Origin of the sequence: uncultured Maribacter sp., assembly GCF_963974015.1 — a bacterium.
GTDB lineage: Bacteria > Bacteroidota > Bacteroidia > Flavobacteriales > Flavobacteriaceae > Maribacter.
This window is the reverse complement of the sequence record NZ_CAXBBZ010000005.1, coordinates 96,590-122,389: the sequence shown is the minus strand read 5'-3', so window position 1 is coordinate 122,389 and position 25,800 is coordinate 96,590. Positions and strand designations below refer to the sequence as shown.

Annotated in this window: 24 protein-coding genes; 20 read left to right on the top strand and 4 right to left on the bottom strand. The window is 36.3% G+C overall.

The annotated features are described in order from the left end of the window. The first annotated feature begins 6 nt into the window (after positions 1 to 6). The 15 genes from AACZ41_RS10125 (at position 7) to AACZ41_RS10055 (ending at position 19,334) form a co-directional block, all read left to right on the top strand. Positions 7 to 2,304 (top strand): glycoside hydrolase family 3 N-terminal domain-containing protein, encoded by a 2,298-nt coding sequence (locus AACZ41_RS10125; protein ID WP_339628315.1) that lies wholly within the window; start codon positions 7 to 9, stop codon positions 2,302 to 2,304. A 211-nt stretch (positions 2,305 to 2,515) separates the two neighbouring features. Further along, complete coding sequence (locus AACZ41_RS10120; RefSeq protein ID WP_339628314.1) at positions 2,516 to 3,028, top strand: hypothetical protein; 513 nt, start codon at positions 2,516 to 2,518, stop codon at positions 3,026 to 3,028. 224 nt (positions 3,029 to 3,252) lie between these two features. Beyond that, complete coding sequence (locus AACZ41_RS10115; protein ID WP_339628313.1) at positions 3,253 to 4,440, top strand: MFS transporter; 1,188 nt, start codon at positions 3,253 to 3,255, stop codon at positions 4,438 to 4,440. Positions 4,441 to 4,518: 78 nt separating this feature from the next. Then, positions 4,519 to 4,926, top strand: coding sequence for a nuclear transport factor 2 family protein (locus AACZ41_RS10110; protein WP_339628312.1), 408 nt, complete (start codon positions 4,519 to 4,521; stop codon positions 4,924 to 4,926). A gap of 523 nt (positions 4,927 to 5,449) precedes the next feature. Then, entirely contained in the window at positions 5,450 to 6,730 is a 1,281-nt protein-coding gene (locus AACZ41_RS10105; protein ID WP_339628311.1) for a hypothetical protein, read from the top strand. A gap of 138 nt (positions 6,731 to 6,868) precedes the next feature. Further along, positions 6,869 to 9,073, top strand: coding sequence for a S9 family peptidase (locus AACZ41_RS10100; protein ID WP_339628310.1), 2,205 nt, complete (start codon positions 6,869 to 6,871; stop codon positions 9,071 to 9,073). Between the two features lie 525 nt (positions 9,074 to 9,598). Then, positions 9,599 to 11,125, top strand: a complete 1,527-nt coding sequence (locus AACZ41_RS10095; RefSeq protein WP_339628309.1) for a serine hydrolase — start codon at positions 9,599 to 9,601, stop codon at positions 11,123 to 11,125. A 514-nt stretch (positions 11,126 to 11,639) separates the two neighbouring features. After that, on the top strand, positions 11,640 to 12,293 hold the full coding sequence (locus AACZ41_RS10090) for a DUF4272 domain-containing protein (RefSeq protein WP_339628308.1): 654 nt from the start codon (positions 11,640 to 11,642) through the stop codon (positions 12,291 to 12,293). A gap of 268 nt (positions 12,294 to 12,561) precedes the next feature. Further along, positions 12,562 to 13,266 (top strand): DUF6090 family protein, encoded by a 705-nt coding sequence (locus tag AACZ41_RS10085; protein WP_339628307.1) that lies wholly within the window; start codon positions 12,562 to 12,564, stop codon positions 13,264 to 13,266. 162 nt (positions 13,267 to 13,428) lie between these two features. Beyond that, positions 13,429 to 14,208: a DUF6090 family protein gene (locus AACZ41_RS10080; RefSeq protein WP_339628306.1), complete on the top strand. Its 780-nt coding sequence runs from the start codon at positions 13,429 to 13,431 to the stop codon at positions 14,206 to 14,208. 146 nt (positions 14,209 to 14,354) lie between these two features. Then, positions 14,355 to 14,777, top strand: coding sequence for an ester cyclase (locus tag AACZ41_RS10075; RefSeq protein ID WP_339628404.1), 423 nt, complete (start codon positions 14,355 to 14,357; stop codon positions 14,775 to 14,777). Positions 14,778 to 15,217: 440 nt separating this feature from the next. Beyond that, a complete protein-coding gene (locus tag AACZ41_RS10070; RefSeq protein ID WP_339628305.1) occupies positions 15,218 to 15,958 on the top strand; it encodes a DUF2268 domain-containing putative Zn-dependent protease in 741 nt (246 codons plus the stop codon). 417 nt (positions 15,959 to 16,375) lie between these two features. Next, positions 16,376 to 17,635: a DUF6161 domain-containing protein gene (locus AACZ41_RS10065; RefSeq protein WP_339628303.1), complete on the top strand. Its 1,260-nt coding sequence runs from the start codon at positions 16,376 to 16,378 to the stop codon at positions 17,633 to 17,635. Between the two features lie 227 nt (positions 17,636 to 17,862). After that, on the top strand, positions 17,863 to 18,777 hold the full coding sequence (locus AACZ41_RS10060) for an MBL fold metallo-hydrolase (protein ID WP_339628302.1): 915 nt from the start codon (positions 17,863 to 17,865) through the stop codon (positions 18,775 to 18,777). Between the two features lie 14 nt (positions 18,778 to 18,791). Further along, on the top strand, positions 18,792 to 19,334 hold the full coding sequence (locus AACZ41_RS10055; RefSeq protein WP_339628300.1) for a DinB family protein: 543 nt from the start codon (positions 18,792 to 18,794) through the stop codon (positions 19,332 to 19,334). A gap of 77 nt (positions 19,335 to 19,411) precedes the next feature. Here the strand turns inward: AACZ41_RS10055 and AACZ41_RS10050 are convergent, their stop codons facing one another. Then, positions 19,412 to 19,546: a hypothetical protein gene (locus AACZ41_RS10050; RefSeq protein ID WP_339628299.1), complete on the bottom strand. Its 135-nt coding sequence runs from the start codon at positions 19,544 to 19,546 to the stop codon at positions 19,412 to 19,414. Between the two features lie 234 nt (positions 19,547 to 19,780). On the opposite strand from AACZ41_RS10050, the gene AACZ41_RS10045 reads away from it, so the two are divergent. The 4 genes from AACZ41_RS10045 to AACZ41_RS10030 all read left to right on the top strand — a co-directional run bounded on the left by AACZ41_RS10045 (position 19,781) and on the right by AACZ41_RS10030 (position 22,727). Continuing rightward, positions 19,781 to 21,019, top strand: coding sequence for a DUF2130 domain-containing protein (locus AACZ41_RS10045; RefSeq protein ID WP_339628298.1), 1,239 nt, complete (start codon positions 19,781 to 19,783; stop codon positions 21,017 to 21,019). Positions 21,020 to 21,089: 70 nt separating this feature from the next. Next, a complete protein-coding gene (locus AACZ41_RS10040) occupies positions 21,090 to 21,386 on the top strand; it encodes an immunity 53 family protein (protein WP_339628297.1) in 297 nt (98 codons plus the stop codon). A 157-nt stretch (positions 21,387 to 21,543) separates the two neighbouring features. Next, positions 21,544 to 22,017 (top strand): hypothetical protein, encoded by a 474-nt coding sequence (locus AACZ41_RS10035; RefSeq protein WP_339628296.1) that lies wholly within the window; start codon positions 21,544 to 21,546, stop codon positions 22,015 to 22,017. A 119-nt stretch (positions 22,018 to 22,136) separates the two neighbouring features. Then, positions 22,137 to 22,727: an aspartyl/asparaginyl beta-hydroxylase domain-containing protein gene (locus AACZ41_RS10030; protein ID WP_339628295.1), complete on the top strand. Its 591-nt coding sequence runs from the start codon at positions 22,137 to 22,139 to the stop codon at positions 22,725 to 22,727. 69 nt (positions 22,728 to 22,796) lie between these two features. Here the strand turns inward: AACZ41_RS10030 and AACZ41_RS10025 are convergent, their stop codons facing one another. From AACZ41_RS10025 to AACZ41_RS10015, 3 genes are all read right to left on the bottom strand, one after another. Next, positions 22,797 to 23,558 (bottom strand): LytTR family DNA-binding domain-containing protein, encoded by a 762-nt coding sequence (locus AACZ41_RS10025; RefSeq protein WP_339628293.1) that lies wholly within the window; start codon positions 23,556 to 23,558, stop codon positions 22,797 to 22,799. 5 nt (positions 23,559 to 23,563) lie between these two features. Continuing rightward, positions 23,564 to 24,589, bottom strand: coding sequence for a histidine kinase (locus AACZ41_RS10020; protein ID WP_339628292.1), 1,026 nt, complete (start codon positions 24,587 to 24,589; stop codon positions 23,564 to 23,566). Between the two features lie 123 nt (positions 24,590 to 24,712). Further along, positions 24,713 to 25,093, bottom strand: coding sequence for a hypothetical protein (locus tag AACZ41_RS10015; protein ID WP_339628291.1), 381 nt, complete (start codon positions 25,091 to 25,093; stop codon positions 24,713 to 24,715). A gap of 212 nt (positions 25,094 to 25,305) precedes the next feature. Between AACZ41_RS10015 and AACZ41_RS10010 the strand changes: the two genes are divergently transcribed. After that, positions 25,306 to 25,800 carry a heme-binding domain-containing protein gene (locus AACZ41_RS10010; protein WP_339628290.1) on the top strand — a complete coding sequence of 165 codons (495 nt, stop codon included), beginning with the start codon at positions 25,306 to 25,308 and terminating at the stop codon, positions 25,798 to 25,800.

Below are 25,800 nucleotides of genomic sequence, written 5' to 3'. Positions count from 1 at the left end.
TATAGCATGATAACTAATAAAATAAATAGCAGTTTACTGACCGCCTTAATTTCAGGTGTTCTCTTAACTAGCTGTAGCGAAAAATATACTTCTGAAGTTAAGGATGGTGTCACAATTGTTAGTAACCAAAATGGAGCTACATTAGGGTATTCCGCTGAATCCGGTATTACCATTTTATCGCAAGATCGGTACGCTTTTAAAGATTTAAACAAGAACGGAACGCTTGATAGCTATGAAGATTGGCGTTTACCGGTAGCCGAACGGGCAAAAGATTTGGCGGGCAAAATGAGCCTTGAGGATATTGCAGGTCTAATGCTGTACAGTTCGCACCAGTCTTTACCAGGTAGTAGTCGTGGGTTTGGCTCCTCTAATTATGGTGGCAAACCTTTTCAAGAAAGCGGTGCCTTAGCCAGTGATCTATCCGACGAGCAAAAGAAATTTTTGACAGAAGATCATTTACGTCATGTGCTGATTACCTCTGTTGAAAGTCCGGTTACCGCCGCACAATGGAACAATAATGCACAAGCCTTTGCAGAAGGGTTGTACTTGGGCATACCTGTCAACACAAGTTCAGATCCACGACATGGTAGTGATTCTTATGCAGAGTTCAATGCCGGTGCAGGTGGTGCTATTTCTATGTGGCCCGGTACTTTGGGCATTGCTGCATCTTTTGATCCAGCGTTAATGAAACAATTCGGAGAAATTGGGTCTAAAGAATATAGAGCTTTAGGAATTGCAACCGCTCTTTCTCCACAAATTGATTTAGCTACAGAACCACGTTGGAGCCGTTTTGATGGCACTATGGGTGAAGATCCAAATTTGGCTACTGATATGGCACGTGCTTATGTAGACGGATTTCAGTCTACCGATGGTGGTGATTGGGGAATGCAAAGTGTAAATACTATGGTAAAACATTGGCCCGGTGGCGGACCTGAAGAAGGAGGGCGCGATGGTCACTTTGGGTATGGTGCTTATGCCGTATATCCTGGCAAGAATATAAAAGACCATATGCAACCATTTACCGAGGGTGCCTTTAAATTGAATGGCCCAACTAAAAAAGCAGCGGCCGTAATGCCCTACTATACTATATCTGATGGTGAAGGAGAAAATGTAGCCAACGGGTATAACAAGTATTTGATTACCGATGTTTTACGGGGCGAGTATGGTTATGATGGTGTTCTTTGTACCGATTGGGGAATAACTCGAGATGTATCCGCAATCGATAAATTTGAAGGTAAACCTTGGGGCGTAGAAACCATTTCCGAAGCTGAACGCCATTACAAGGCTATAGCTGCAGGTATGGACCAATTCGGCGGAAATAATGCTATGGGCCCGGTTTTAGAGGCTTATAAAATGGGTGTCGCAGAACATGGCGAAGAAGCGATTCGTGAACGTTTCGAAGCTTCGGCTGTTCGATTATTGTCCAATATTTTTAGAGTGGGACTTTTCGAAAATCCGTATTTAGATGTGTCTGAAACTGAAAAAATAGTAGGTAACAGTGAGTTTATGAAAGCCGGTTTCGATGCGCAATTGAAATCTATTATAATGCTTAAGAATCAAAGTAAAACCTTGCCCATTGCATCCAAAAAGAAAGTATATGTGCCACAACGCTATGTAGCACCAAGTACAAACTGGTGGGGAATTACTACTCCCGAAACAACAGTAGATGCTTTTAATATGGATGTTGTTGCTAAATATTTTGATGTTGTTGAAACTCCTGAAGAAGCAGATTTCGCTCTTGTAGGTATCCATAGTCCAAATGGCGGCGTTGGTTATGACCGTGCCGATTTGGAAAAAGGCGGTAATGGGTATGTACCGATTAGTCTTCAATATAGCACATATACTGCAGATACGGCCCGTGAAGTAAGTTTAGCAGGCGGTAGTCCACTTGAAGATTTTACAAATAGAACCTATAAAGGTAAAACAGTGAATACTATCAATACGACCGATATGCAGTTGGTAAACGATACCAAAGCAAAAATGGGCGATAAGCCAGTAATCGTATCGGTAAAAGTAGGCAAGCCAATGATTTTCTCTGAAATAGAAGGCAGTGCTTCGGCCATATTGGTGCACATGGGTGTACAGGATCAAGCGCTAATGGAAATTATTACAGGAGCTAAAGAACCTTCTGCCCTACTTCCATTTCAAATGCCAGCCGATATGTTGACCGTAGAAGCTCAGTTTGAAGATGTGCCAAGGGACATGAAAGCTTACACGGATGCCGATGGCAACTCGTATGACTTCGCTTTTGGTTTAAACTGGAGCGGCGTTATAGACGACGCTAGAGTAAAAAATTACAGGTAATAACTCAACTAGCTCAATTAAGCTCTGGGAGATTTTTTCTTCCAGGGCTTTTTTATTCCCGTACTCATAAAATTTGCCACAACGACCACATAATATCAAAATAAACCCACAATTACATTAAACCTTTTTGGCATTTAAATATCTAATTTTTCGTAACGGAATATTAGATATTTTTGCCCTCGAAAAACAAAACCCTATAAAGAAATTAAAGATGAGAATGACCACCGGATTACGCATGAGAATTATTCACCGTTATTTAGGATTCTTCCTAGCAGGCATTATGGCGATGTATTCCATTAGCGGAATCATTATGATTTTTAGAAATACCGATTTTCTAAAGAGCGAAAAAATAAGTGAGCAACAACTAAAACCCAATTTATCGGAAGGCGAACTAAGTGGAGCCCTTCGTATTAAAGGCGGAGTAAAACCTGAAAAAACCGAAGGTGATATCGTTTATTTCAAACAAGGCGAATACAATACCAAAACCGGTATGGCCAGTGTTAAGAAAATGGAACTTCCGGTAATTTTGGATAAGATGGAGCATTTGCACAAAGCAACTACAGACAGTCCGGTATATTATCTAAATATTTTCTTCGGGCTTTCATTATTGTTTTTTGTAATATCCTCATTTTGGATGTTCATGCCACAAACCTCTGTATTTAAAAAAGGTATCTATTTTACGTTGGGTGGAATACTCTTAACTATTATACTACTTTTCGTATAACCGTACACGTACCACTCTAGTTGGGTAAAAGCCTCCATTTAGCATTCCCTAAATGGAGGCTTTTTCATATTTATGGCAGTTACTAAAAAATACCCTAATTTTAGTATCTTGTAGTTCATAAATCGAAGTACACTCCCCCTCCCGCTTTAACGCTATTAACTTTACAATAGAGCTAAGTAATTAGTACCATTTAGAAAACTATACCCAAGGTCAAAATTTAAAAATTGAAACATATAACAAAGACCGTTTGGATTTTATCATTGGTTAGTTTGTTCACGGACACTGCTAGCGAAATGTTATATCCGATTATGCCGATTTACTTAAAATCGATTGGTTTTTCTATTGTGCTTATTGGTTTACTTGAAGGTGTTGCAGAAGCTACTGCCGGTTTAAGCAAGGGTTATTTCGGCAAGCTTTCGGACAATTCAGGAAAAAGAGTTCCATTCGTGCAAATTGGCTATACGTTAAGTGCAATTTCGAAACCAATGATGGCAATTTTTATTTATCCACTTTGGATCTTCTTTGCTCGAACTATTGACCGTTTCGGAAAAGGAATTAGAACAGGGGCAAGAGATGCCATACTTTCAGACGAAGCAACTGCAGCGACCAAAGGTAAAATTTTTGGCTTTCATCGTTCTATGGACACGTTGGGTGCGGTAATCGGGCCTGCTTTAGCGTTGCTCTATTTATATTATTATCCAGAGAACTACAAAACACTTTTTTTTATTGCTTTTATACCTGGCGTGCTTGCCGTATTGGCCTCATTATTATTAAAGGATACAAGGCGTAACGACAATAACCCAAAAGTTGCTACACCGTTTTTTTCGTTTCTCACCTATTGGAAAACAAGTCCGATAGCATACAAAAAATTGATCAGAGGCCTTCTTGCCTTTACACTTTTCAATAGTTCTGACGTTTTTCTACTCTTAAAAGCAAAAGAATCGGGACTTGATGACACGATGGTCATCGGAGTTTATATTTTTTACAATCTCATTTACGCGTTGTTTGCTTTTCCAATTGGCATCCTAGCCGACAAATTAGGATTGAAAAAAGTATTTATAATCGGCCTGGTCATATTTTCAGTGGTCTATTTCGGCATGTCGGCGAACACAAATCTGGTTATGTTTTTCGTGCTGTTCTTTTTTTATGGCATTTATGCATCTGCAACAGAAGGAATTTCAAAAGCGTGGATTTCAAATATAACGGACAAAAAAGATACTGCCACGGCAATTGGAACATTTTCAGGATTTCAGAGCATTTGCACCATGTTGGCCAGCTCATTGGCCGGTCTAATTTGGTTTCAGTTTGGTGCGGCCATGACTTTTTTAGTTTCTGCATTTGCAACACTACTTGTTATTTTATACATTTCAACAATTCCAAAACCTGAAATTGCGAGAAATGAAGTAACCTAATAATTGGGTGGTAAAATTCTGTGTACAGTACTATAGTTAACCTATTTGAAAAATTTAATAACAACAAAAACCATAAACATGACAACAAAGCAGAACATTGAGATTATTGACAAATTGTACAACGCATTTTCAACTGGCGATATGCCAACGGTACTAGGCTCAATGGATCCTAAAATCGAATGGAACGAAGCGGAAAGCAATTCACTTGCCGATGGCAATCCCTACATTGGTCCAAATGCAATTTTAGAAGGCGTATTTGCACGACTTGGCGACAACCACGAACACTTTGGCCTAAAGGATGTAAAAACACACGGTATGAGCGATAATATGGTCTTAGCTACGCTTCGATATGACGCTAAAGTAAAAGCAACCGGAAAGAGTTATAATGCACAAGCCGCACATCTTTGGACACTTAATGATGCAGGTAAAATAACTGCCTTTCAGCAATTTGTTGATACTAAGAAGTTGGCGGACGCAGAAAAGTAAACTTAAATTCAGCGTTGGTCGGCCCTTTTGTTTAAACCACTATTGTTACTTCGAGTGAATTTAAAAGGTACGAGTAAGTTTGTATCGAGAAGCTCTCGTTTACCAAACCTTTACTTGATGCATTTTCTTGCGGAAAATACTCGAACTGACAATACGTTTTTTGCTCAGCACTTTTTAGCCTTTTTATGTAATGCCGGCACGTCACTTCAAATGTTTTTTAGATAAGCGGAGCAATTCTAAAGAATGTATCGAGAACTCGTGTTTTATAATCGCCCACTATACCTAAAACCCCCTCACCATTTTCGTGACATAAAAATGATATTTTCTTACAACTTTACGGAAAACCGCAGGAAAATAAACCACATTCTTCTTTACCTTGCAGGAGACCAAGCAAAGTAAATGCCCCTAACACTTTAGCGGAAATAGATATAGGTACTAGTGACTATACTCCTTGATATTGAGAAAATTAAGTACTTATTACTATATTTAATTGTTGTGCTTCATTATTCCAACCACGAACCAAATGATAAAATTCTTTAGAAAAATTAGACAAAATTTACTTTCAGAAGGGAAAACTGGAAAGTATTTTAAATATGCCATTGGCGAAATCGTTCTTGTGGTTATAGGTATTTTGTTAGCACTGCAAATCAATAATTGGAATCAGGAGCGTATCCAGGCAACAGAACTAAATGGGCTTAAGAAAAGTATTTCCAGTGCTATTCAATCTGATATCAAATATTTAAAATTAATCCGAACGGGAAGAGAAAATATTGGCATTCGGGCAGATTCTATTTTCAACACCTATATTGATTCTCAAAAAGAAGTATTAGTTTTTAATGATTACGCTTTTATAGCCAATACCTTTGGTGAATTAAATAATATCATTTATTACCAACCCAACCTTAGTGCTTTCGACGCGTTAAAAAATTCAATTTATCTAAGTAAACTTCAAGGTACGGATATCGAATTGTTACTTAATTCGTTTTATGCTGCAGCCGAACGTTTACACCAACAGGAGGAAGATTATAATCAGACGTTGAAAACTGATTTTCAAACATGGTCCTATAAATTCAGGAATGAAGTCGGTACACTTTTTAAGAGGCCCTGGGAATATATGGAATCAGGTGATATTAAAGAGCAGTTTTTAGATGTTTTAAACGATGACTATACGATAGCACTATTTGCTAAAAGCTTTGAAGAATTAGATATGGTTGAATTATACGATCAGCAAATTATTCTTGGAGAAAAATACATTGAAATGGTCGAAAAAGGAGAGGTGAATTTTGATGAACAGACCAAAATAGATTTTAGTGGTACTTTCTATTCCTATGCAGAAGTTGATGTCTTAAATCTTTTAGTAAATGGCAAAATACCGTCAGATTTTGGAGTAGTATACGCACAATCAAGTAGCAAGTTTTTTGATGGTATAACATTCGGGGATGACGCTATGATTTTGACCTATCCTGAAAATACGTTTGACTGGGGCTCCCCTTATTTTACTATTAACGCATTGAATAATCGCGTAACTGAAATGGATTTTACAAAATACAAAAAGGTAATCCTTGAAATGAAGGGGGCCATTGGTGGTGAGCAGTTCGCTTTAGCGATAAAAGATAAGTATGATCTTCCTGATGGCACAGAATCAAGAGTTGATATTACATTAAGCAATGCCTGGGAAAACTATGAAGTTCCTTTGGAGAAATTTGCAACGGCAGATAAGAAAATCATAAAAACACCGCTTGCCTTCGTTTTTTTAGGTGGTGAAGGAAAAACTATTTATGTCAGATCAATTCAATTTAATTAAGAAAAAAGGAATTGAAAAAAATAAATAACGAAAGGCTAGCACCGTGTAAAAATTAGCCTTCATTATGCCTAAAAAGAATGAATGATTTGCATTTGAAATAAATTTTAAAAAACAATAATAATCCATAAGTATCAACAGATGAAAAACGTAAAAAAGTCCTTAAACATCTTTAAAATTCTCGCGTTTATTTGTTTTTTCTTTTTTAATTTTAATGGAGAAGCACAAGTAAATTGGACCAACGATGGGCGTTCTTATTATAAATTGGAAAAAAACCAATTGCTCACCTATACCCTACCCGACCACGATACAAAAACAGTCATAACCAAAGAGCAACTTACTCCAGCAAATACATCAGAACCTTTAAATGTTGCCCATTTTTCATTTTCTTCAGACCAACAAAAAGTGCTATTATTTACCAACACTAAAAAAGTTTGGAGACTCAATACCAAAGGAGATTATTGGGTGTTTAACTTTAAAACAAATACGCTAAGGCAAATTGGTAAAAGCCTTCCTCCTTCATCTCTCATGTTTGCAAAGTTTTCTCCTGACGGAAATACCATAGCTTATGTTTCTGATAATAATATATATGCGGAAGAGGATGCAAGTGGCAACATTAAGCCCTTAACGACCAATGGTACCGTTTCCTTAATAAATGGAACTTTTGATTGGGCTTACGAGGAGGAATTTGCTTGTAGAGATGGATTTCGTTGGAGCCCAGACAGCAAGTCTATTGCCTATTGGCAAATCGATGCAAGCGATATCAAGAAGTTTTATATGATCAACAATACGGACTCGATCTATTCTCAATTAGTACCCTTAGAATACCCGAAAGTAGGTGAAACTCCATCTGCTTGTAAAGTGGGCGTTGTAACTATTTCCGATGCCAAAACAACTTGGATGGATGTTCCTGGAGATGTTTCACAAAATTATTTGGTAAGAATGGAATTTATTCCAAGTACCAACAACCTTTTGATCCAACAATTAAACAGAAAACAAAACCAAAGCAAATTATACATTGCAGAGGCGTTAAAAGGAACCACAAAAAGTATTTATGAAGAATCAGATGAAGCTTGGGTAGATTTATTTCAACTAGGCAATTCTTATGCAATTGATTATACCAATAATTTTAATTTTTTAAATGAAAACAAAAGCATTCTTTGGGCTTCTGAAAAAGATGGATGGAGGCACTTATACCAAGTTTCCTTAGAAGGAAAGCCAGAGGTACTCATTACCAAAGGTGCATACGATGTGATCGATTTGAAGCACATTAATTCTAAAGAAGGTTTTGTGTATTATCTAGCTTCGCCAGATAATGCCACGCAAAAATATTTATATAGAACGAAATTAAATGGAAAAGGGAAAAACGAGTTGCTAAGCCCAGAAAGTTTAAAAGGAAGCCATGATTATTCTTTTTCTTCAAACGGTATGTATGCTGAACATACCTTTTCAAATCATTTTACCCCCTATTCTAAAGAGTTTATTAGCGTTGCCAATCACAAAGCTTTAACCGAAGAGGAAAGTATTCTTAAAAACATTAAAAAGCTAGAAGAAAAACCAACAACAGAGTTCTTTACCATCACCACTTCAGACAATATTGAAATGGACGGATGGATGGTAAAACCAACGAATTTTGATCCAAATAAAAAATACCCAGTTGTGTTTTATGTGTATTCTGAACCTGCCGGTACCACAGTAAAAGACACCTATAATGTGAGTGGAAATAGGAATTATAATGGGAATATGGCCGAAGATGGATATATATACATTTCGTTAGATAACAGAGGCACTCCTGCACCAAAAGGACGCGCATGGAGAAAGTCAATTTACAAAAAAATTGGAGTGATTAATATTAACGATCAGGCTATGGCAGCCAAAGAAATTTTGAAGTGGAATTTCGTGGATTCTGAACGGGTAGCAGTTTGGGGACATAGCGGAGGAGGATCTGCAACATTGAATTTGATGTTTCGATATCCTAATATCTACAAAACAGGAATCTCACTCGCCGCAGTTGCAAATCAATTAACCTATGATAACATTTATCAAGAGCGCTATATGGGCCTACCTCAAGAAAATATGGAAGACTTTATTGAAGGTTCTCCCGTTACCTATGCAAAAAATCTAGAAGGAAATTTACTTTATATACATGGCACTGGAGATGATAATGTCCATTATCAAAATGCAGAAATATTAGTTGATGAATTCATAAAATATAATAAGCAATTTCAATTTATGCTTTATCCAAACAGAACTCATGGAATTAGAGAAGGAGAAGGAACAGATAAACATTTGTCAACCTTATACACAAATTACTTAAAACTGCATTGTCCTCCAGGAGGAAGATGAATTTTGGTTTTAAAAGTTATGCGCTTAATTAAGAAAAAACTAAAGGCCAATAACGTGTATAACCCATTGCTTAATATATGTGTGCTCGGAAAATCTAACAGATTTTTATCTGATTTGGTTTCCTTTAGTATTTTAGACCTAACCAAAGCAACTAGCCATACACAACACGTCGTGCTTCATTAAACATGTCCTTAAATGAATAGCCAAGACAAAGATCATATTGAATTAAAATCGAACAATAAACCTGATTTAGATTTAAAACAAAAAAAATCCAATTCTACTAAAAAGTTATATTGAAATACCAATAAAAAAGTCTTTGGTGGAGTTTTAGCCTCAATTATTGGGGTGATAATTGTAAGTAAAAACAAATAACCAAGTACAACACCGTTTAAAAATAATTACGGTTAAGTACTAAAAAAAGGAAGTTGCGGGTTTGCGTGCGAGAATTTTTCGAAGGAAAATCAGATATAGCAAACACGCAACTACCCATATATATAAACGTTATGTTCAATTAAAAAAATGAAAATGAAAATATTCCTCTCAACCATAATCGGTTTATTCCTATACTCCAACTCATTCTCTCAACAAATACAAATAGATTCACTTGACTTGCTCATTCATCAAGTAATAAAAGACTATGAAATACCGGGACTTTCGATCGGTATTGTTCGGAATGATTCTATAATATTTTCCAAAGGATATGGTAACTTGGAAATTTATAAAGAAAGAAAAGTTGATAAAAACACAACTTTCGGAATAGGTTCGATCTCTAAGTCTTTTACCGCCTTAACGATAGGCATCTTAGTTGATGAAGGCAAAATTGATTGGGATGATAAAGTTAAAGATTATCTACCTTATTTTGAATTGTACGCCCCTTATGTTACAGATAATTTTACGATTAGAGATTTACTTACCCATAGAAGTGGTCTGAAAGATGTTAGTGGTGGAACACTTTGGTATCACTCTGATTATTCGAGGGAAGAGATAATAAAGCGACTCAAATATTTAGAACCAGTATCAGGCTTTCGAGAAAAGCCTGCTTATCAAAATGTAATGTACGTTGTTGCTGCAGAGATAGTAAAAACAGTTTCTGGGACATCATGGGATAGTTTCTTAAAAACTAGAGTATTTGATAAACTAAAAATGAACAATAGCACCTCCATATCAGCAGAAAGAGAAGCTAATAAAAACCTTGCACAACCGCATATTTGGAATGAAGATTACAAAAAAATCGCGATTATTCAAGAGAAAGGGGATAACCTTGCTCCAGGAGGATTTATCTATTCGTCAGCAAATGAAATGGCTAATTATATGAGATTAATGCTGAATAATGGAGTATTTGAAAATGACACGATTGTTGATTCAACTATAATCGAGGAAATTTTTAAACCTCAAATTATTTATCCCATTGGAAGTCCTTTCAATAATGAATTTTCGTCCTATGGTTTCGGTTGGTGGCTTACACCGGTAAATGGACATAAGGTAATTGAACATAGTGGTGGTATTGACGGTATGTCGGCCCAACTTGTAATGATAAAGGATTTGAACGTAGGGTTTGTTATACTTACTAACCAATCGAAAGAACCCGCAACATTTATTTTGAGAGCATTACTGCTAGAAAAACTTCTTGAAGATGAAGATAGTCTACGTGATAATTTTTATTCATTTGTGAAAGACTGGAGGGACAATCGAATCAAAGAAAAAAAAGAAGCATCCAAAAAAGTTTTACAAAAGGCTCACACAAAACCTTCATTAGCAATTAGCGAATATTCTGGAAAATATACCGATAAGATGTATGGTGACATATTAATAAATAAATCTAATGAAGATGAATTAGAGATTTCATTTTCCCATACCAAAGTATTCAAAGGAAAACTGATCCATTGGCAATTTGACACCTTTAAAATCGACTGGGTTGACATACGTGTTCCTGATGGGTTTTTAACCTTCAATTTTAATTCAAAAAGAGAAATATTAGGATTCTCGATCGACCAAGAAAATTTACTTGACGTTGATTTCGGGGAATTGAACATTTTAAAAAATAAAAACTGAGTACAAAAATGACCAAGTCTGGGAAAACTATTTTAGAGTTAAGCGACCTTATGCCAAATGAAATATTAAAACTAGCGGGCTATTAATACTACAAAAAACTGTACACAACAAAGTTGTATAAAACATGAAAAATGAATAGTTAACCATCAAAGACGGTGCAATTCTCGAAAATTCGTGGTTTGCGAAAAAACGCCATTTACGAACACCACCTATAGCACATAGCGCAAAAAACGGTATACGTTTCGGTTTGGTCTTCTGTACCAAAACCGGCATACACCCACTCACCAATTTCTTAACATAAAAATGCTGTTTTCTTACAACTTTACGGTAACCCATAAGAAAATATACCACATTCTTCTTTACCTTGCAGTAGACCAAGCAAAGTAGACTCCCCTACCACTTTAGCGTAACTAACTTTATAAAATAGATATAGGTACTAGTAACTATATTTCTTGATATTAACGGATATAAGTACTAGTAACTATATACAATTGTTGTGCATAATTGAAAAAAAATGTGGTTCCAAAAGAAAATAAAGCCTGAAAAAGTAAAAGATAGCAATACGAAACAATTGCGTTCTTCTGGAATTGAAGTAATTGAGCACCTACCCTATTTGAACAATCCTGAATTTAGAGAACCAAAAGAAATTGCTCGTAGAACGTTGGTTCTGACCGCATTATTTCAGTTACACCTTCAAGCACCTAGAGAAATAATAAAAAAATGGCTTAAAGAAAACGGACTTTTAACTATTTTAAACGATGAGGAATTGGAGTATTTGGAAACAGAATATTCTGAATTGCCCGAACAAACTCAAACAGATATTTATTGGTTTGTAGAAGCCATTTGGACTTTTGCTTGGGTTGGCGGATTTCATAACAATCTGACTTTGAATACTGGCGTAGAAGATTCACTCGCTTCGTTAATTCCGAACATTGCGAAAAACGAACCGGCAGAAAAATTCATTTCGGAATTTAAATTAAGAAATCAAGTAGAAATCTTTGAAATGCTGGACAAGTTCTATCGTGCTCATTGGTATGCTCGAAATAATGACTTAACAGGTAAAAAATCGGACAAAGTAGATTTAGACATAATAATGGAGAGAAGAAAAGCACTTGAATATACTGTTTACAGAGAATTTGACTGGAATGAGATTTCGCTTGACACGTAAAACAACTATGCACAACACGGTGTATAAAACATAGCTAATCAGTGCTAAATCAAAAGGTTTGTCCTTATTTACAAAGACCGCCAAATTTTTAAATTTGGCTTTTAAGATTGATAAGTTAAAAACAAAACATAAAAATTCGGCTCTGTGCTAATCCGAAAATGTAGTGCCTTTTTACACGCTACGTTTCATACACAGACCGTTGTGCTTCATTACCAGAAACCACTAACCAATGATAAAATTTTTTAGAAAGATTCGCCAAAACTTGCTTATGGAAAATAAAACTGGAAAGTATTTTAAATATGCAATAGGAGAAATAATTCTGGTTGTAATAGGAATTTTAATTGCATTGCAGATTAATAATTGGAATGAAAACCAAAAGTTAGAAAAAACGACAGAAGATTATTATACACAATTATTAGACGACCTGAACAATGATATAATCTCTACTCAAAGTATTATTAAAGAATTTAGTAATCAACAAAAAGAATATAACAATTACATAAGCTCTTATGACAAAAAAGGGTTGACACCCATTAAAGCTTATGAACAGGTTTCTAAACTTGCTCTAATATATTCTCCTATAACGTTCAATACAAATACTATCGAATCACTTCAGAACAGTGGTGATATTGGCTTAATTCCTTCACATATAAGAAATAAACTAATGAACCTAAGACGTCTACAAAACATCACTATAAAACGTTTTGAAGATACAAGTAACGGATCACAGGATATTACTCAAAAATTAAGTGCTTTATTAGGGTCAACAACGCTGCCTAAAAGGCTGGTAAATCAACCTAAAATGAAAGAATTTTTAAATATTGATGGAAATTTAAAGGAGCTGATTTTAGTTTATGAAGGTGTACACCGTTGGAAAAGTGTTTCTCAACTCGAAAGTATTAGCAGATTAGAAGACATGCAAAAGGAAATATATAATATTATAGAACTAATTAATAAGGAATTAAAGAAATAACGAAAGCACAACACCGTATAAAATTAATTGCTAGTGCAAGCCTACTTACGAAAATCCTCGCGGATTTTCTATTCGGTTTGTATTTGTTAAATTAGGTGCTTAAAACTAATATTAATCTGTAGCCGTATTTTAGGACGTGACATTATGACCAACCATTAACCAATGATAAAATTCTTTAGAAAAATTAGACAAAAGTTAGTAACTGAAAATAAGTTCAGTAAATATCTACTTTATGCCATTGGTGAAATTGTACTTGTGGTCATTGGGATTTTAATTGCACTTCAGTTAAATAATTTGAATGAGATTGACAAGGTTAAGGACACCGAAGTAATTTATCTAAATGCCCTTCATGATGAATTCTCAAATAACCTCAAAGAGGTAGAACGAGTAATGAAACTAAATAAGCGAGGTTTGGAGATGGCTCATGGACTTTTAGGTAAAATGGGAACTGATGATCCAAATTTTACTGAAAAAGTATTTGATTCTTTAATGTATCGCACTATTTTTTCTGAAATTCAATACCGCCCTAGTCCAGGTACTCTAATTGAGTTGGTCAACTCTGGGAAACTAAGTATCATTTCTAATAGGGAGCTGCGACTAAATCTGGCCTCATGGGATGGAGTCCTTACCAGCGTCTTGTTTCAGGAAGAAGAACATTCCAAACCTCGGTATAAATTGATTGATTTAATGAATAAATGGGGTAATGGCAGAAAGTCCTATATAAATGCATTAGGAAATAATAAATTTAGTTTGGATATCCCTAACAGTAATTTTAAGTTATCTAGTCTAGTGCTATTACAGAATATTGAATTTGACAATCAACTAACCTTCTTTTTTCTTACTGGATCCTTCCTGAATTCAAATTATTATTCAAGTCTGAAGAACAAAATTGAAAATACGCTTATTATAATCCAAAGTGAACTTGATCAAAGAACTAACTGAGGCTATTAGTATTGCTTAATCTGAAAACCCTAGCGGATTTTCAGACAACGAATCCTTAGACATAAACATTAGCGATAATGCAAAACAACAAACTCAATAATGAAGAAATTAATATTCACCGCCACCGAAAATAGAGTTTGAGCACAATGACTGAAACAGAAAGAGTTGTACGAATTTTTCACGAATCGTGGGATATGAAAGACCCAGACCGAGGCGCTGCTGTTATTGCCGATAATTGTCAGTTTGAAGATGTTGCCCGAGATGAAGCGCAACCCGGTCCAGAAGCTTATAAGCATGATTACTATCGCTGGCGTAAAGCGTTCCCTGATGGGGAATGCAAGATAGTAAACGTTATTACTCAAGGTGATTGGGCTGTTGTAGAGTTTATCAATCGTGGCACCCACACCGGGCCTCTTAAGACCAGCCAAGGCACTTTCGCTCCCACTGGAAGAAAGGTAAAAGTTCGCTATTGCAGTGTAATGCGTGTCACAGATGGAAAGGTTGTTGAAGGTCGTGATTACTATGATTCAGCAGGAATTCTAAGGCAACTTGGACTCATCAACAATTAGTGAAATTGCAATTTGCCACATAACAATGAAAATCACTCTAATATAAAAAACATTGCTTCGCTCTGGTTTGGTCATTCGTTTGGTGTAAATGTTAAAACGCTTTTAAAATCTTCATCTCAATTAAAAGATGCATTTTTAAAAGAATCAAAATGGAAATATTAAATAACGAAAGCACAACACCTTATATAATTTATTGTTAGTTCTAGCCTACTTACGAAAATCCTCTAGGATTTTATATTCGGTTTGTATTTGCTAAATTAAGTACTTAAAAAACGCAACAAACCATAGACAAACACGCTATAGCTACTAGTAGCCATACGCTTAAATATCTACAGATATCATTAACAGTTGCTATATTCTTTTGTTGTGTGCTATGAGAGCACACAACGCCTCTGTGGTAACATTACAGCTTTTGTGTCGTCTTCATGTTAAAAGACAAAATGAATATTCTTAGAAGCCTTATTTTAATTATCCCAATATTAGGTGTTATATCCTGCAATTCTAAAGCGAAGAAATCACCCATAGCGAAAGTAGATGTTGTCTTTCAAGAAGACACTCTCAAATTTACCGAATCACAAAAAGAATTCATCAGTAACGTTATACGCAAATCAGAAGAAGAGGTTCGCAAGCTATTACCTAATCTACCAGATAGTATACAAGTTATTGTTGAAAATGTAGATTGGAATCTTGATATTGTGAATGGAGTAACTGGCAGAACAGAAACCAACAGTCCACCTCTTGTTCTAGTGCAAATATCAAATAATTATAAGGGTGGAGTAATCGATTCGACATATCAAGGTATCAAGTCTACTATTTTTCACGAATTCCACCACTTGTCTCGAGGCTGGGCGATTCAAGATAACAAATTTAGTTATGGAATCCCTAATGCAATGGTTAATGAAGGTTTGGCAGTTGCGTTTACGGAAATCTATACAGGAAACATAAATGAGGTAAACTCCTATCCTAAGGAGGCCGATAGTTGGGTAAAAGAGATTTTGGCACTTCCTCTAGATGCAAGTTACTCAGAGTGGGTAATGGGTGAACACCCTGATGGCAGAACATATATAGGCTATAGAACTGGAAATTTTTTGGCAAGAAAAGCAATGACCCAGTCTGGGAAAACTATTTTAGAGTTAAGCGACCTTATGCCAAATGAAATAATAAAACTAGCGGGCTATTAATACTTCAAAAACTGCACACAACAAAGTTGTATATAACATGAAAAATGAATAGTTAACCATCAAAGACGGTGCAATTCGCAAAAATTCGTGGTTTGGAAAAAACGCCATTTACGAACACCACCTATAGCACATAGCGCAAAAAACGGTTAACGTTTTGGTTTGGTCTTCTGTACCAAAATCATCATACACCCACTCACCATTTTCGTAACATAAAAATGCTGTTTTCTTACAACTTTACGGTAACCCGTAAGAAAATATACCACATTCTTCTTTACCTTGCAGTAGACCAAGCAAAGTAGACTCCCCTACCACTTTAGCTCATAAAATAGATTTAGGTACTATTACATATATAGCTTGATATTAATAAGTATATGTAATTGTACCTATACTCGTACGTTACCTGCAAGCTGAAAAACTATGACGCAAACTGAATTTAGAAAAATATTATCGGAAACAAAAAACACAAAATGGTTCAATTCAGCTGAAATCAACTTGAGGTATACTCATCTTAATTTGAGTTTTGATTTTAAAGGTTTCGGACATATACACAGATTTGTAAGTCAACAAATCAAAGGTTGGGAAAAATTATCTGAAAACTTACCAAATGAATTACTTGTATCAAAAAAGCATTTTGAATTTATAGAAAACCAACTAATAAGTTTTATAAATTCTTACGGAAGTCAAGAAAATGATTCGAATTTAGACAGTCATTTTAGAAATCCAAAAAATCAAATTCAAAGCCATACAGGAATTCACTTCACTTCTGATTGCCCAGAGACAGAATTTTTAATTGACGTCTATAAGAATCATACCCAGTCATTTATTGGAGCATATACATATCTTACTGGAAATCTAAACCAAAACATAGCTGTTAAAGATAATTTTAATGGATATTTATTAGCGTATGAGTTTACATTAAAAGACTCAACGCTAATTACTGAAAGAAGAAACAAAGAAAAATCATCTCTGTCTAAATTAAGAAATGATTTTCAAAATAGTCTACCAAAATTAGATAGTGAACTTGTCGAACACCTAAAAAATAGTACAGCAAAGTATGAGGAATTTGGCACATCTTTAGATGAATTTAAAGAAGATAAAGAAAAAACATACTCTGATTGGTTTATAAATACAAAAGGAGAATTTGAAGAGTTTAGCAACAAATCTGATGAACGATTAAAAGAACTCGAAGATACTTATAAAGAAAAGCTAAAGCTTGAAGAACCTGCTTTATACTGGTCAAAAAGAGCCAAAAAATTAAAGAAACAAGGTTGGATTGCTTTAGGAGTTTTAGTTGGACTTGTTCTAATTGTTGTTTTCTCTTTAGGCAAGTTGCTTTGGACAGCACCAGAGCAAATTTATGAATCGTTCTTTAATGGAGATAAAAGTGCAGCAATTAGATGGTCAATAATCTATATCACCTTTATATCTTTTATGGCATTTGCAATAAAAGCTGTTACAAAAGTTATGTTCAGTTCTTTTCATTTGGCACGTGATTGTGAGGAAAGACATACTTTGACTTATTTCTACTTATCGCTGTTAAAAGATTCTAAAGTAGAAAAAGAGGAAAAACAACTGATTATGCAAGCATTATTTAGTCGAGCCGAAACTGGGCTTTTAAAAGATGATTCGTCACCGACTATGCCGAATGATATTATTGGGAAATTTATGAGCAGATAAAAAGCCAGCAGGTAACACCGTGTATAAAACATAGCTATTACAAGCTTTTCGAGAGGTTTGTGTATATTTACAAAGTACACCGAATTTTTAATTTTGTTATATTTAGACAGGAAAATTAAACATAAAAATTAAAAATTCGGCTCGTGCTAAATCCGAAAAGTTAGCATCTTTTTACACGCTACGTTTCATACACAAGACCGTTAAAGACTCAATGAAAATCAATCATCATGAAAAGAAACCTCATTGTAATTGCTTTCCTCCTATTAACAACGGCTCCCCTTTTAGCCCAACAAGACAACTTCATTGAAAAACCCGTTGATTTAACTACTCAAAATTGGATTCATGGTTCTGAAAACTGTGAAGATACTACTGACCCACCAATTCAGGTGGTGCAATACACTAGCACTACGTGGGTTTTACGTCAAAACAAATGCGCAAATTATGAAGCGCCTTTCATGTATCTTTTTATTGGCGAGGATAAAGCGTTATTAATGGATACGGGTGCTACGAAAGATGATGACATTTTCCCGCTTTATAAAACAGTGCATGAACTAATTAGCGACTGGTCTGAAAAAAATGGAGACGTTGAATTAATTGTAGCGCATACGCATAAACATGGAGACCACTATGCAGCAGATGGTCAGTTTAAAGGGAAACCAAATACAACGGTTGTCGGTCTTGAAGTTGAAGAGGTAAAGAACTTTTATACCATCTCTAATTGGCCTAACGAAATTGTAGAATTTGATTTAGGCAATCGATTACTAAAAATAATACCGATACCTGGGCATCAAGCTTCTTCGATTGCGGTCTATGATACGGCAACGAAAATTCTATTGACCGGAGATACAGTTTACCCAGGTAGGTTGTACGTAAACGATTGGAATGTTTTTAAAATGAGTATTGAACGACTTGTGAAATTCACTGACACTAATGAGGTTTCAACAATACTTGGCAACCACATTGAAATGACACAAACACCCGGTATTGACTACCCAGTGGAAACGATGTACCAGCCGAAAGAACACCAACTTCCTTTAAGCGTGCCAACATTAAAAGAACTTTCAAGCGCTCTAACAGCATTGGGAGATACCCCAACAAAAGAAGTTCATGATAGTTTTATTATATACCCTGTTGATTATTAAATATATTGAATACCATGAAACAGACACTCATTCTTGCAACGCTATTATTTTTTAGCCTAACCACTACCCCACTCCTCGCCCAACAAGACCACTTCATTGAAGACTCCATTGAGCGTTTAGAAAACTCACGTACCTACTTGTTGCTTGTGGCAGAACTAATGCCTGCAGAGAAATACGATTATAAAGTAACAGAAGAGTCCTTAAGTTTTTCAGAAAATTTAATGCATATCGGTTTTGCGCTAGATTGGCATAGTCAGTCACTCATAGGCGACAGAGCAGCACGTGTATACCAAACCGATACCGTATTTAAACCTGCCCATAAAACAAAGGCAGAAATGATGGCACGTATCGACCAAACCTTTACCGAAGCCATTACACTATTACAAGATGTTGAACCTGCGCAATTAAATGATGAGCTAGATTATTTTGGGTTGAACAGAAGTAAACGGCAAATCTTTATGCTATTGGCAGACCATATTACCCACCACAGGGCACAAATGTTGGTATCTATGCGGTTAAATGGGCTGGTACCACCGAGATATGTGTTGTATCAATAAGCAGGGCAACATTGAAATACGCTAATGGGAATCTGAGTAAACTATCGTTGTTTGTAGCATATAAAAAACCCAAGCTGCTACTCTTGCTTTTTCTTATCGTTCTTCATTAAACTAAGTACGATAAGTACAAGCCCTAAACATACGGCTCCGAAAACGGCAATTAGAATAACGCCGTAGCTCCAGTTAACAAGTGGTATCATCTGTGATATCATAGGTCGGTGATTTATATTCGAACAAATTTATTATTCCATGACAAGGCAACATATGACATTTGTCAGTATTTCAAAAAATATATAGCACCGTGCATTGGGTATCTTCTTGGCGAAGTGTTGAAAACTATAGGGCATACTATTGCTTAACCGTATATAGGTTTATATCTTTATACACTGGTCTTATTTCTTACTCGAACGACGAGGGTAACCACCACGAAAACCTATTGAACAACCATGGTAGATAAAATAAAATGCCCTAATTGTGGGCACGAATTTGATGTAGAAGAAGCACTTTCGGGTAAAATGCAAGCGCATTTTAAAGCCGAATATGAGCGTAAAGTTGCTGAGCAGGCCGAGATATTCAATAAAGAACGCGGTAAGCTTGCCCTAGAAAAAGAGGAGTTCGAAAAGAAAAAGGAAAAAGAGAACGAACTGTTCAAAGAAAAGCTTGAACAACGCCTTGCCAAAGAATCGGAGAAAATACAGAAACTGACCAACGAAACTTTTGAGCAACAACTAAAAGCCCTACAGCAAGAGAACGAGAAAAAGAAAGAGGAAAACAGGGCCCTGCGTTCGCAAGAAATCGATTTACTGAAACGGGAGAACGAACTAAAGGAAAAGGCCGAAGACCTTAAACTGAACGTTCAAAAAGAATTGCTCGAGAAACAGACCGAAATAGAGGAAAAAGCCAAGGCCAAAGAACGTGAGTCGATGGCGCTGAAAGAGAAGGAATACCAAAAGCAACTGGACGACCAAAGAAAGCTAATTGATGAAATGAAGCGTAAGGCCGAGCAAGGTTCTATGCAAATGCAAGGTGAGGTACAAGAATTGGCACTTGAAGAGCTTTTAAGGGCCACCTACCCTTTCGATGAAATCGATGAGGTCGGTAAAGGGGTTCGTGGCGCAGATTGCGTACAGACCGTTATAAACTCGATACAACAAACCTGTGGCTCTATTGTATACGAGAGCAAACGTACCAAGAATTTCAGTAACGATTGGATCAATAAACTAAAGCAAGACCAAATTAACTGCAAGGCCGATATTGCGGTAATCGTTACCGAGACCTTTCCGCCGGACATGGACCGCTTCGGAGAAAAGAATGGCGTGTGGATCTGCGGTTTTAACGAGGTAAAAAGTGTGTCGTTAGTGTTGCGGGAGTTGTTATTGAAAACCCAATCGATAAAATCGTCTGACGAAAACAAAGGCGATAAGATGGAGCTGCTCTACTCGTATTTAACCAGTAACGAGTTCGTGCAGAATATCAATAGAATTGTCGAGAACTACGATTCTATGATCAAGCAATTGAACTATGAAAAGAAAGCGGCGTTCAAGAATTTTGCCGTTCGTGAAAAGCAGATTTGGGGCGTACAAGAAAATATAAATGTACTCTTTGGCTCTATTAAAGGTATTGCCGGTAATGCCTTATCGACTTCCACCATTTTAGAATTACCCGATTCTACGATCGATGAGTAGCACTAGGTATGTCTCATATACCGAACCGTAACGCTAAAAAACATAAATAAGCTAAGCAACAAAACTATAAATGGACATTTTAGATTGGATACAAGATTGGTTTAAGGATAATTGCGACGGCCATTGGGAACATGGCGAGGTAATTCAAATAACCACCTTGGATAACCCAGGGTGGGAAGTAGAAATCGATATTTCGAATACTTCTATAGCGACCATGAACCTACCATGGATCCGTAACGATAATGGAAAGGAAGATTGGTACGGTGTAAAAATCGAGAACCAAAAATTTACCGCTGCTGGCGATGCCGGTAAACTGAAATTCCTATTAGGCCTTTTTAAGGAGATGATCGATAAAATAGAAGCGTAATACCGTTGGCCAAAATACCTTACGAGAACATGAAAAATATTCCCAAGTTCGGTATCCGGTCTTAGTACCGATCGCGTCTACGCCTACTCAATGCCATACGTGTAATACGCCAAAGACCATAGCTGATCAGACTAAATAAATTCGTAGCTTTAGAACAGTGAATACCGAACCACAGCTACTAGCACGTATTGTAAATTTTCTTAACTCGATCCACATATCGGTAGTTGAGAAAAGTTTACCTACTGACACGTTTTTGCCCGGACTGCGAATTGAGGGCGGTACCATTTTTATGGATTTGGAACAATTGAAATATCCGGGAGACCTCTTACATGAGGCAGGCCATATTGCGGTAACGGAAGAAACGAGCAGACCATTCATTGGCACACCGAAAATATCGGCCGATTGGCCAACCGACGGTGATGAAATAGCAGCTATACTATGGTCGTATGCCGCAGCACATCATTTGCAGTTGGACTTGGATATTGTCTTTCATCCCGGTGGGTACAAAGAGGACTCTCAATGGCTCATTGAACAATTCAGTAGTAAAAATTATATGGGCTTACCGCTTTTAGAATGGATGTCGCTGTGTACCAAAGAAGAATTTCCAAAAATGAAGAAATGGTTACGGTAATGCCGTTGTATCCAATAAAGACAACCTGACCGCAAAACAAGTTTTGACCCTACTTGTGGTCAACCTAATAAAATAAAATGGACCGCTGCTCATCAGTAGCCCAAAATGGCAAATAACATATGGAACTTAAGAAAACGTTTAGGGATAGCATACGATTGCCTTTTACCTTCGATGTAGATAAGATGCTCGCCGAGGCACAAGCCTTACAAAATGACCAGTACGAATATTACAAGGTGCTATCTTTACGTGCGCCGGCCCATCTGGTAGACACATCATTACCTTACCCACCACCGGCAAACGATTATGCGGACGGCTCTTGGACCGATTGGATGAATACCTCTTTTTTAGAAAAATCGCCTTATCTAACAAGTATAGTCGATATGTTCAGCCAATACACCACCGTAAATTTGGTAAGGCTATTATTCTTAGCGCCAAATTCGGTAGTTAAAGAGCATACAGACCCCACCTTGGCCTTAGAGGAAGAAAAATCGATGATACGGCTTACGATACCCATTCATACCAATGAAGGTGTCTCGTTTATCTTGAATGACGCTGTGGTACCAATGGAAATGGGCGAATGTTGGTATCTTCGATTAACAGATCCGCACCAGGTAATCAATAATGGCACCACCGACCGTATTAACTTGACCATAGATGTTATACCCAATAATACAATTATAGATTTGATTACCAAGGCTATTGAAAGATGATAAATGTCTATATTCCTAAAAAAGGAAACAGACCCACTAAGCAGGGTTCCAAAAATAATTACCGACCTCTTATGAACCCATCCAGTTTTTAAAGTCCGACGCTTTGGCCTTACTTACCACTATACGCTCGCTACAGGCGGGCTGCACCTCAACCAATAACTTACTATTGAAATGAAATTTGATGGTAACAATAGCTTCCCGTCGAAGAATAAACTGCCTGTTGGCCCTATAAAAGACAGTTGGGTCCAGTGCCACTTCGATGTCTTCTAATTTTACATCTAATACATACGATTTATCGTGAACCGTTACTGCTTTCACTACGCCCGTATCTATAAAAAAATAGGCGATATCATTTGTTTTCACAGGTAGCAATTGGTCGCCCATACCCACTAAAAAGGTCTGCTTGAAATTAGTTTCCTTCTTTTGAATAAGCTGCAGTAAACTTTGCATCTGATTTTCATCTATCCCCTTTTTTTGAATCTGCGCTTCAAATCGATCTAAAGCATCTGACAGTTCTTCTTCATCAATGGGTTTCAATAAATAGTCGATACTATTCACTTTAAATGCCTTTAGGGCATATTGATCATAGGCCGTAGTAAATATGATAGGAATATGTATATCTACCTGGTCAAAAATTTCGAACGAAATACCGTCCGCTAAATGAATATCCATAAAAACCAAAACACCATCATGCGGTTTCGAGAAATAATCGACTGTAGCCGTAACCGTGTCCAAAACAGCAATTACCTCAATTTTCGGATTTATTTTGGTAAGCAAATACGAAAGGTTTTCACTGGCGGCAAGCTCGTCTTCTACAATAATTACATTCATGCCGTTTAGTTTAGCGGTAGTTCTACTTTAAAGATATCATTATCGGTGGTGACTTTTATCTGATGTTTTAATAAAAGCGCATATCGTTTTTTAAGATTCATTAAGCCTGTTCCGGTGCCTTCTGCCAAAGTACTACGACCACGAATTGGGTTTTCGATAACAATAGATTCCCCTTTAGAATACACTTTAACGGTCAAGGGGTTTGTAGAGGATATTTCATTATGTTTTACCGAATTCTCTACCAATGACTGCAATGCCAAAGGAGGCAACTCACGCTCTAACAACGGGGCATCAATATTAACTTCAATATTTAAACGGTCGCGATAACGTGTTTCCATCAAGTATGAATAGCTTTCTAAAAACTTTAATTCTTCCTTTACTTGTACCAGATTCGTATCGCTACTCTGCAAAATATAGCGGTACATATAGGACAGTTTTTTTACGAACTGAGTCGCTTTTTCATTTTCTCGAATTAAAGAGGTCAACGAGTTTAGGGAATTGAACAAGAAATGAGGGTCTATTTGATTTTTTAATGCGGATAGCTCATTCTCTAAGTTTTGCTGTTTTAATTGTTCGTTCTCAATACGATCATCTTGCCTATCTGTTTTTAGTCTTAATGACCTAGCAATAAAGAATAGCACGAAAGACAAATTGATAAACGTAAAATTCACAAAACCAATTTCACGTAGACTCATTTGCTTCTCAAAACAGAGCGGGTACAGCGAACTAATTAAAAATATCACTAGCAAGAGCACCGCTATATTGATACTGATGATGACAATCCATTTTACCGGTGATGACCAATTATAAGCATCAAAATCAATATTGGTATTCAACTGCAATACACCCCAAGAGAAAAAGAAAAAGAAGATATATCGGTATAGAAAATCTGCAATCCACAAGAAAGAAAAATCGAGGTTGCCATCCATAATACCATTATACAAATAAATGGTTTTTGGCAAGGATACCAGAATACCCACCAATAGTGCCGTTTTAATTACCTCGCCCTGTTTTACTTTAGTTATTGCCATGTATTCTATTTTCAAATGGAATGTTTCAAATGTACATTAATTAACGTATTTCGTTTACCATATTACAAACACGATGGTCCTCACCTAAGTGAAGACCAAATTGAACGAATCCAAACTAACTACTTAAAGCGTATAGGCATTGAAATCAGCAGGCAAATACGCTGCAGTATCAAAACCTAAATCTACCGTTTCTTCGTTTTCAAAGATTTCGAAATCTTTATCGGTCAAGTTCATATCTGAATAAGCATCAAACTCGATCGGCAAATACTCGAACGCATCAAAACCTAATTCCACCGTTTCTTCTTCTTCGATAACCGTAATCTCATTTGGGTTTATCACCGCAAGTGTAGTGTTAGCCTTCATTTTTTGCTCGAAAGAAGCTATCGTATCCGCGAAAAGTGCATTTACTTCTTGTTCAACCTTTACATGGTGTTGAATACCTTTAAAGGATAAAAATCCGATGGCCACTACTGCTATTACGGCTACTTTTTTTATATTTTTCATGATATGTATATTTAAACGATCTTGTTTTTCTATACCCCAAAGATATCATGGATCACTCCCCTAAATTAGATTTAATGACCGAACCGACTTTTTTGCCACCTAAAACAACCTTAGGCCGAAATGAAGTTTTAATACATTGAAAATGAAGTGCCTAAATAATTAAAATTGTTTAATTTTAATATACACAACTTGAACCTTAAAACAGTAGCACCATGTGGAAAAAAATAGGAATTGCCCTAGCAATCATTATTGTCGTCATTCAATTTATACGACCAGAAAAGAATATTTCAGGAAATGAAACTTACGCTATACAAACCAAATACACCCTACCGAATGATGTAGAAAACATTATGCAGGTATCGTGTTATGATTGCCATAGCAACACGACCAAATATCCCTGGTATTCGAATGTGCAGCCTGCTGCCTGGTTTTTAGCAGATCATGTCAATGACGGTAAAAAACATTTGAATTTTTCTGAATTCACGAACATACCGCTCTTTGTACAAAATCATAAACTAGAGGAAATCAAAGAGATGGTCGAAGAAAAAGAAATGCCATTATCCTCGTACACTTATTTTGGACTTCACCCAGAAGCTAACTTGACCGATGCACAACGGCAAAAGATTATTGATTGGGCAGATTCGCAGATGAATTATCTAAAACAAACTTACCCAGCAGATAGTTTGGCGTTCCCGAAAAGGAATTAG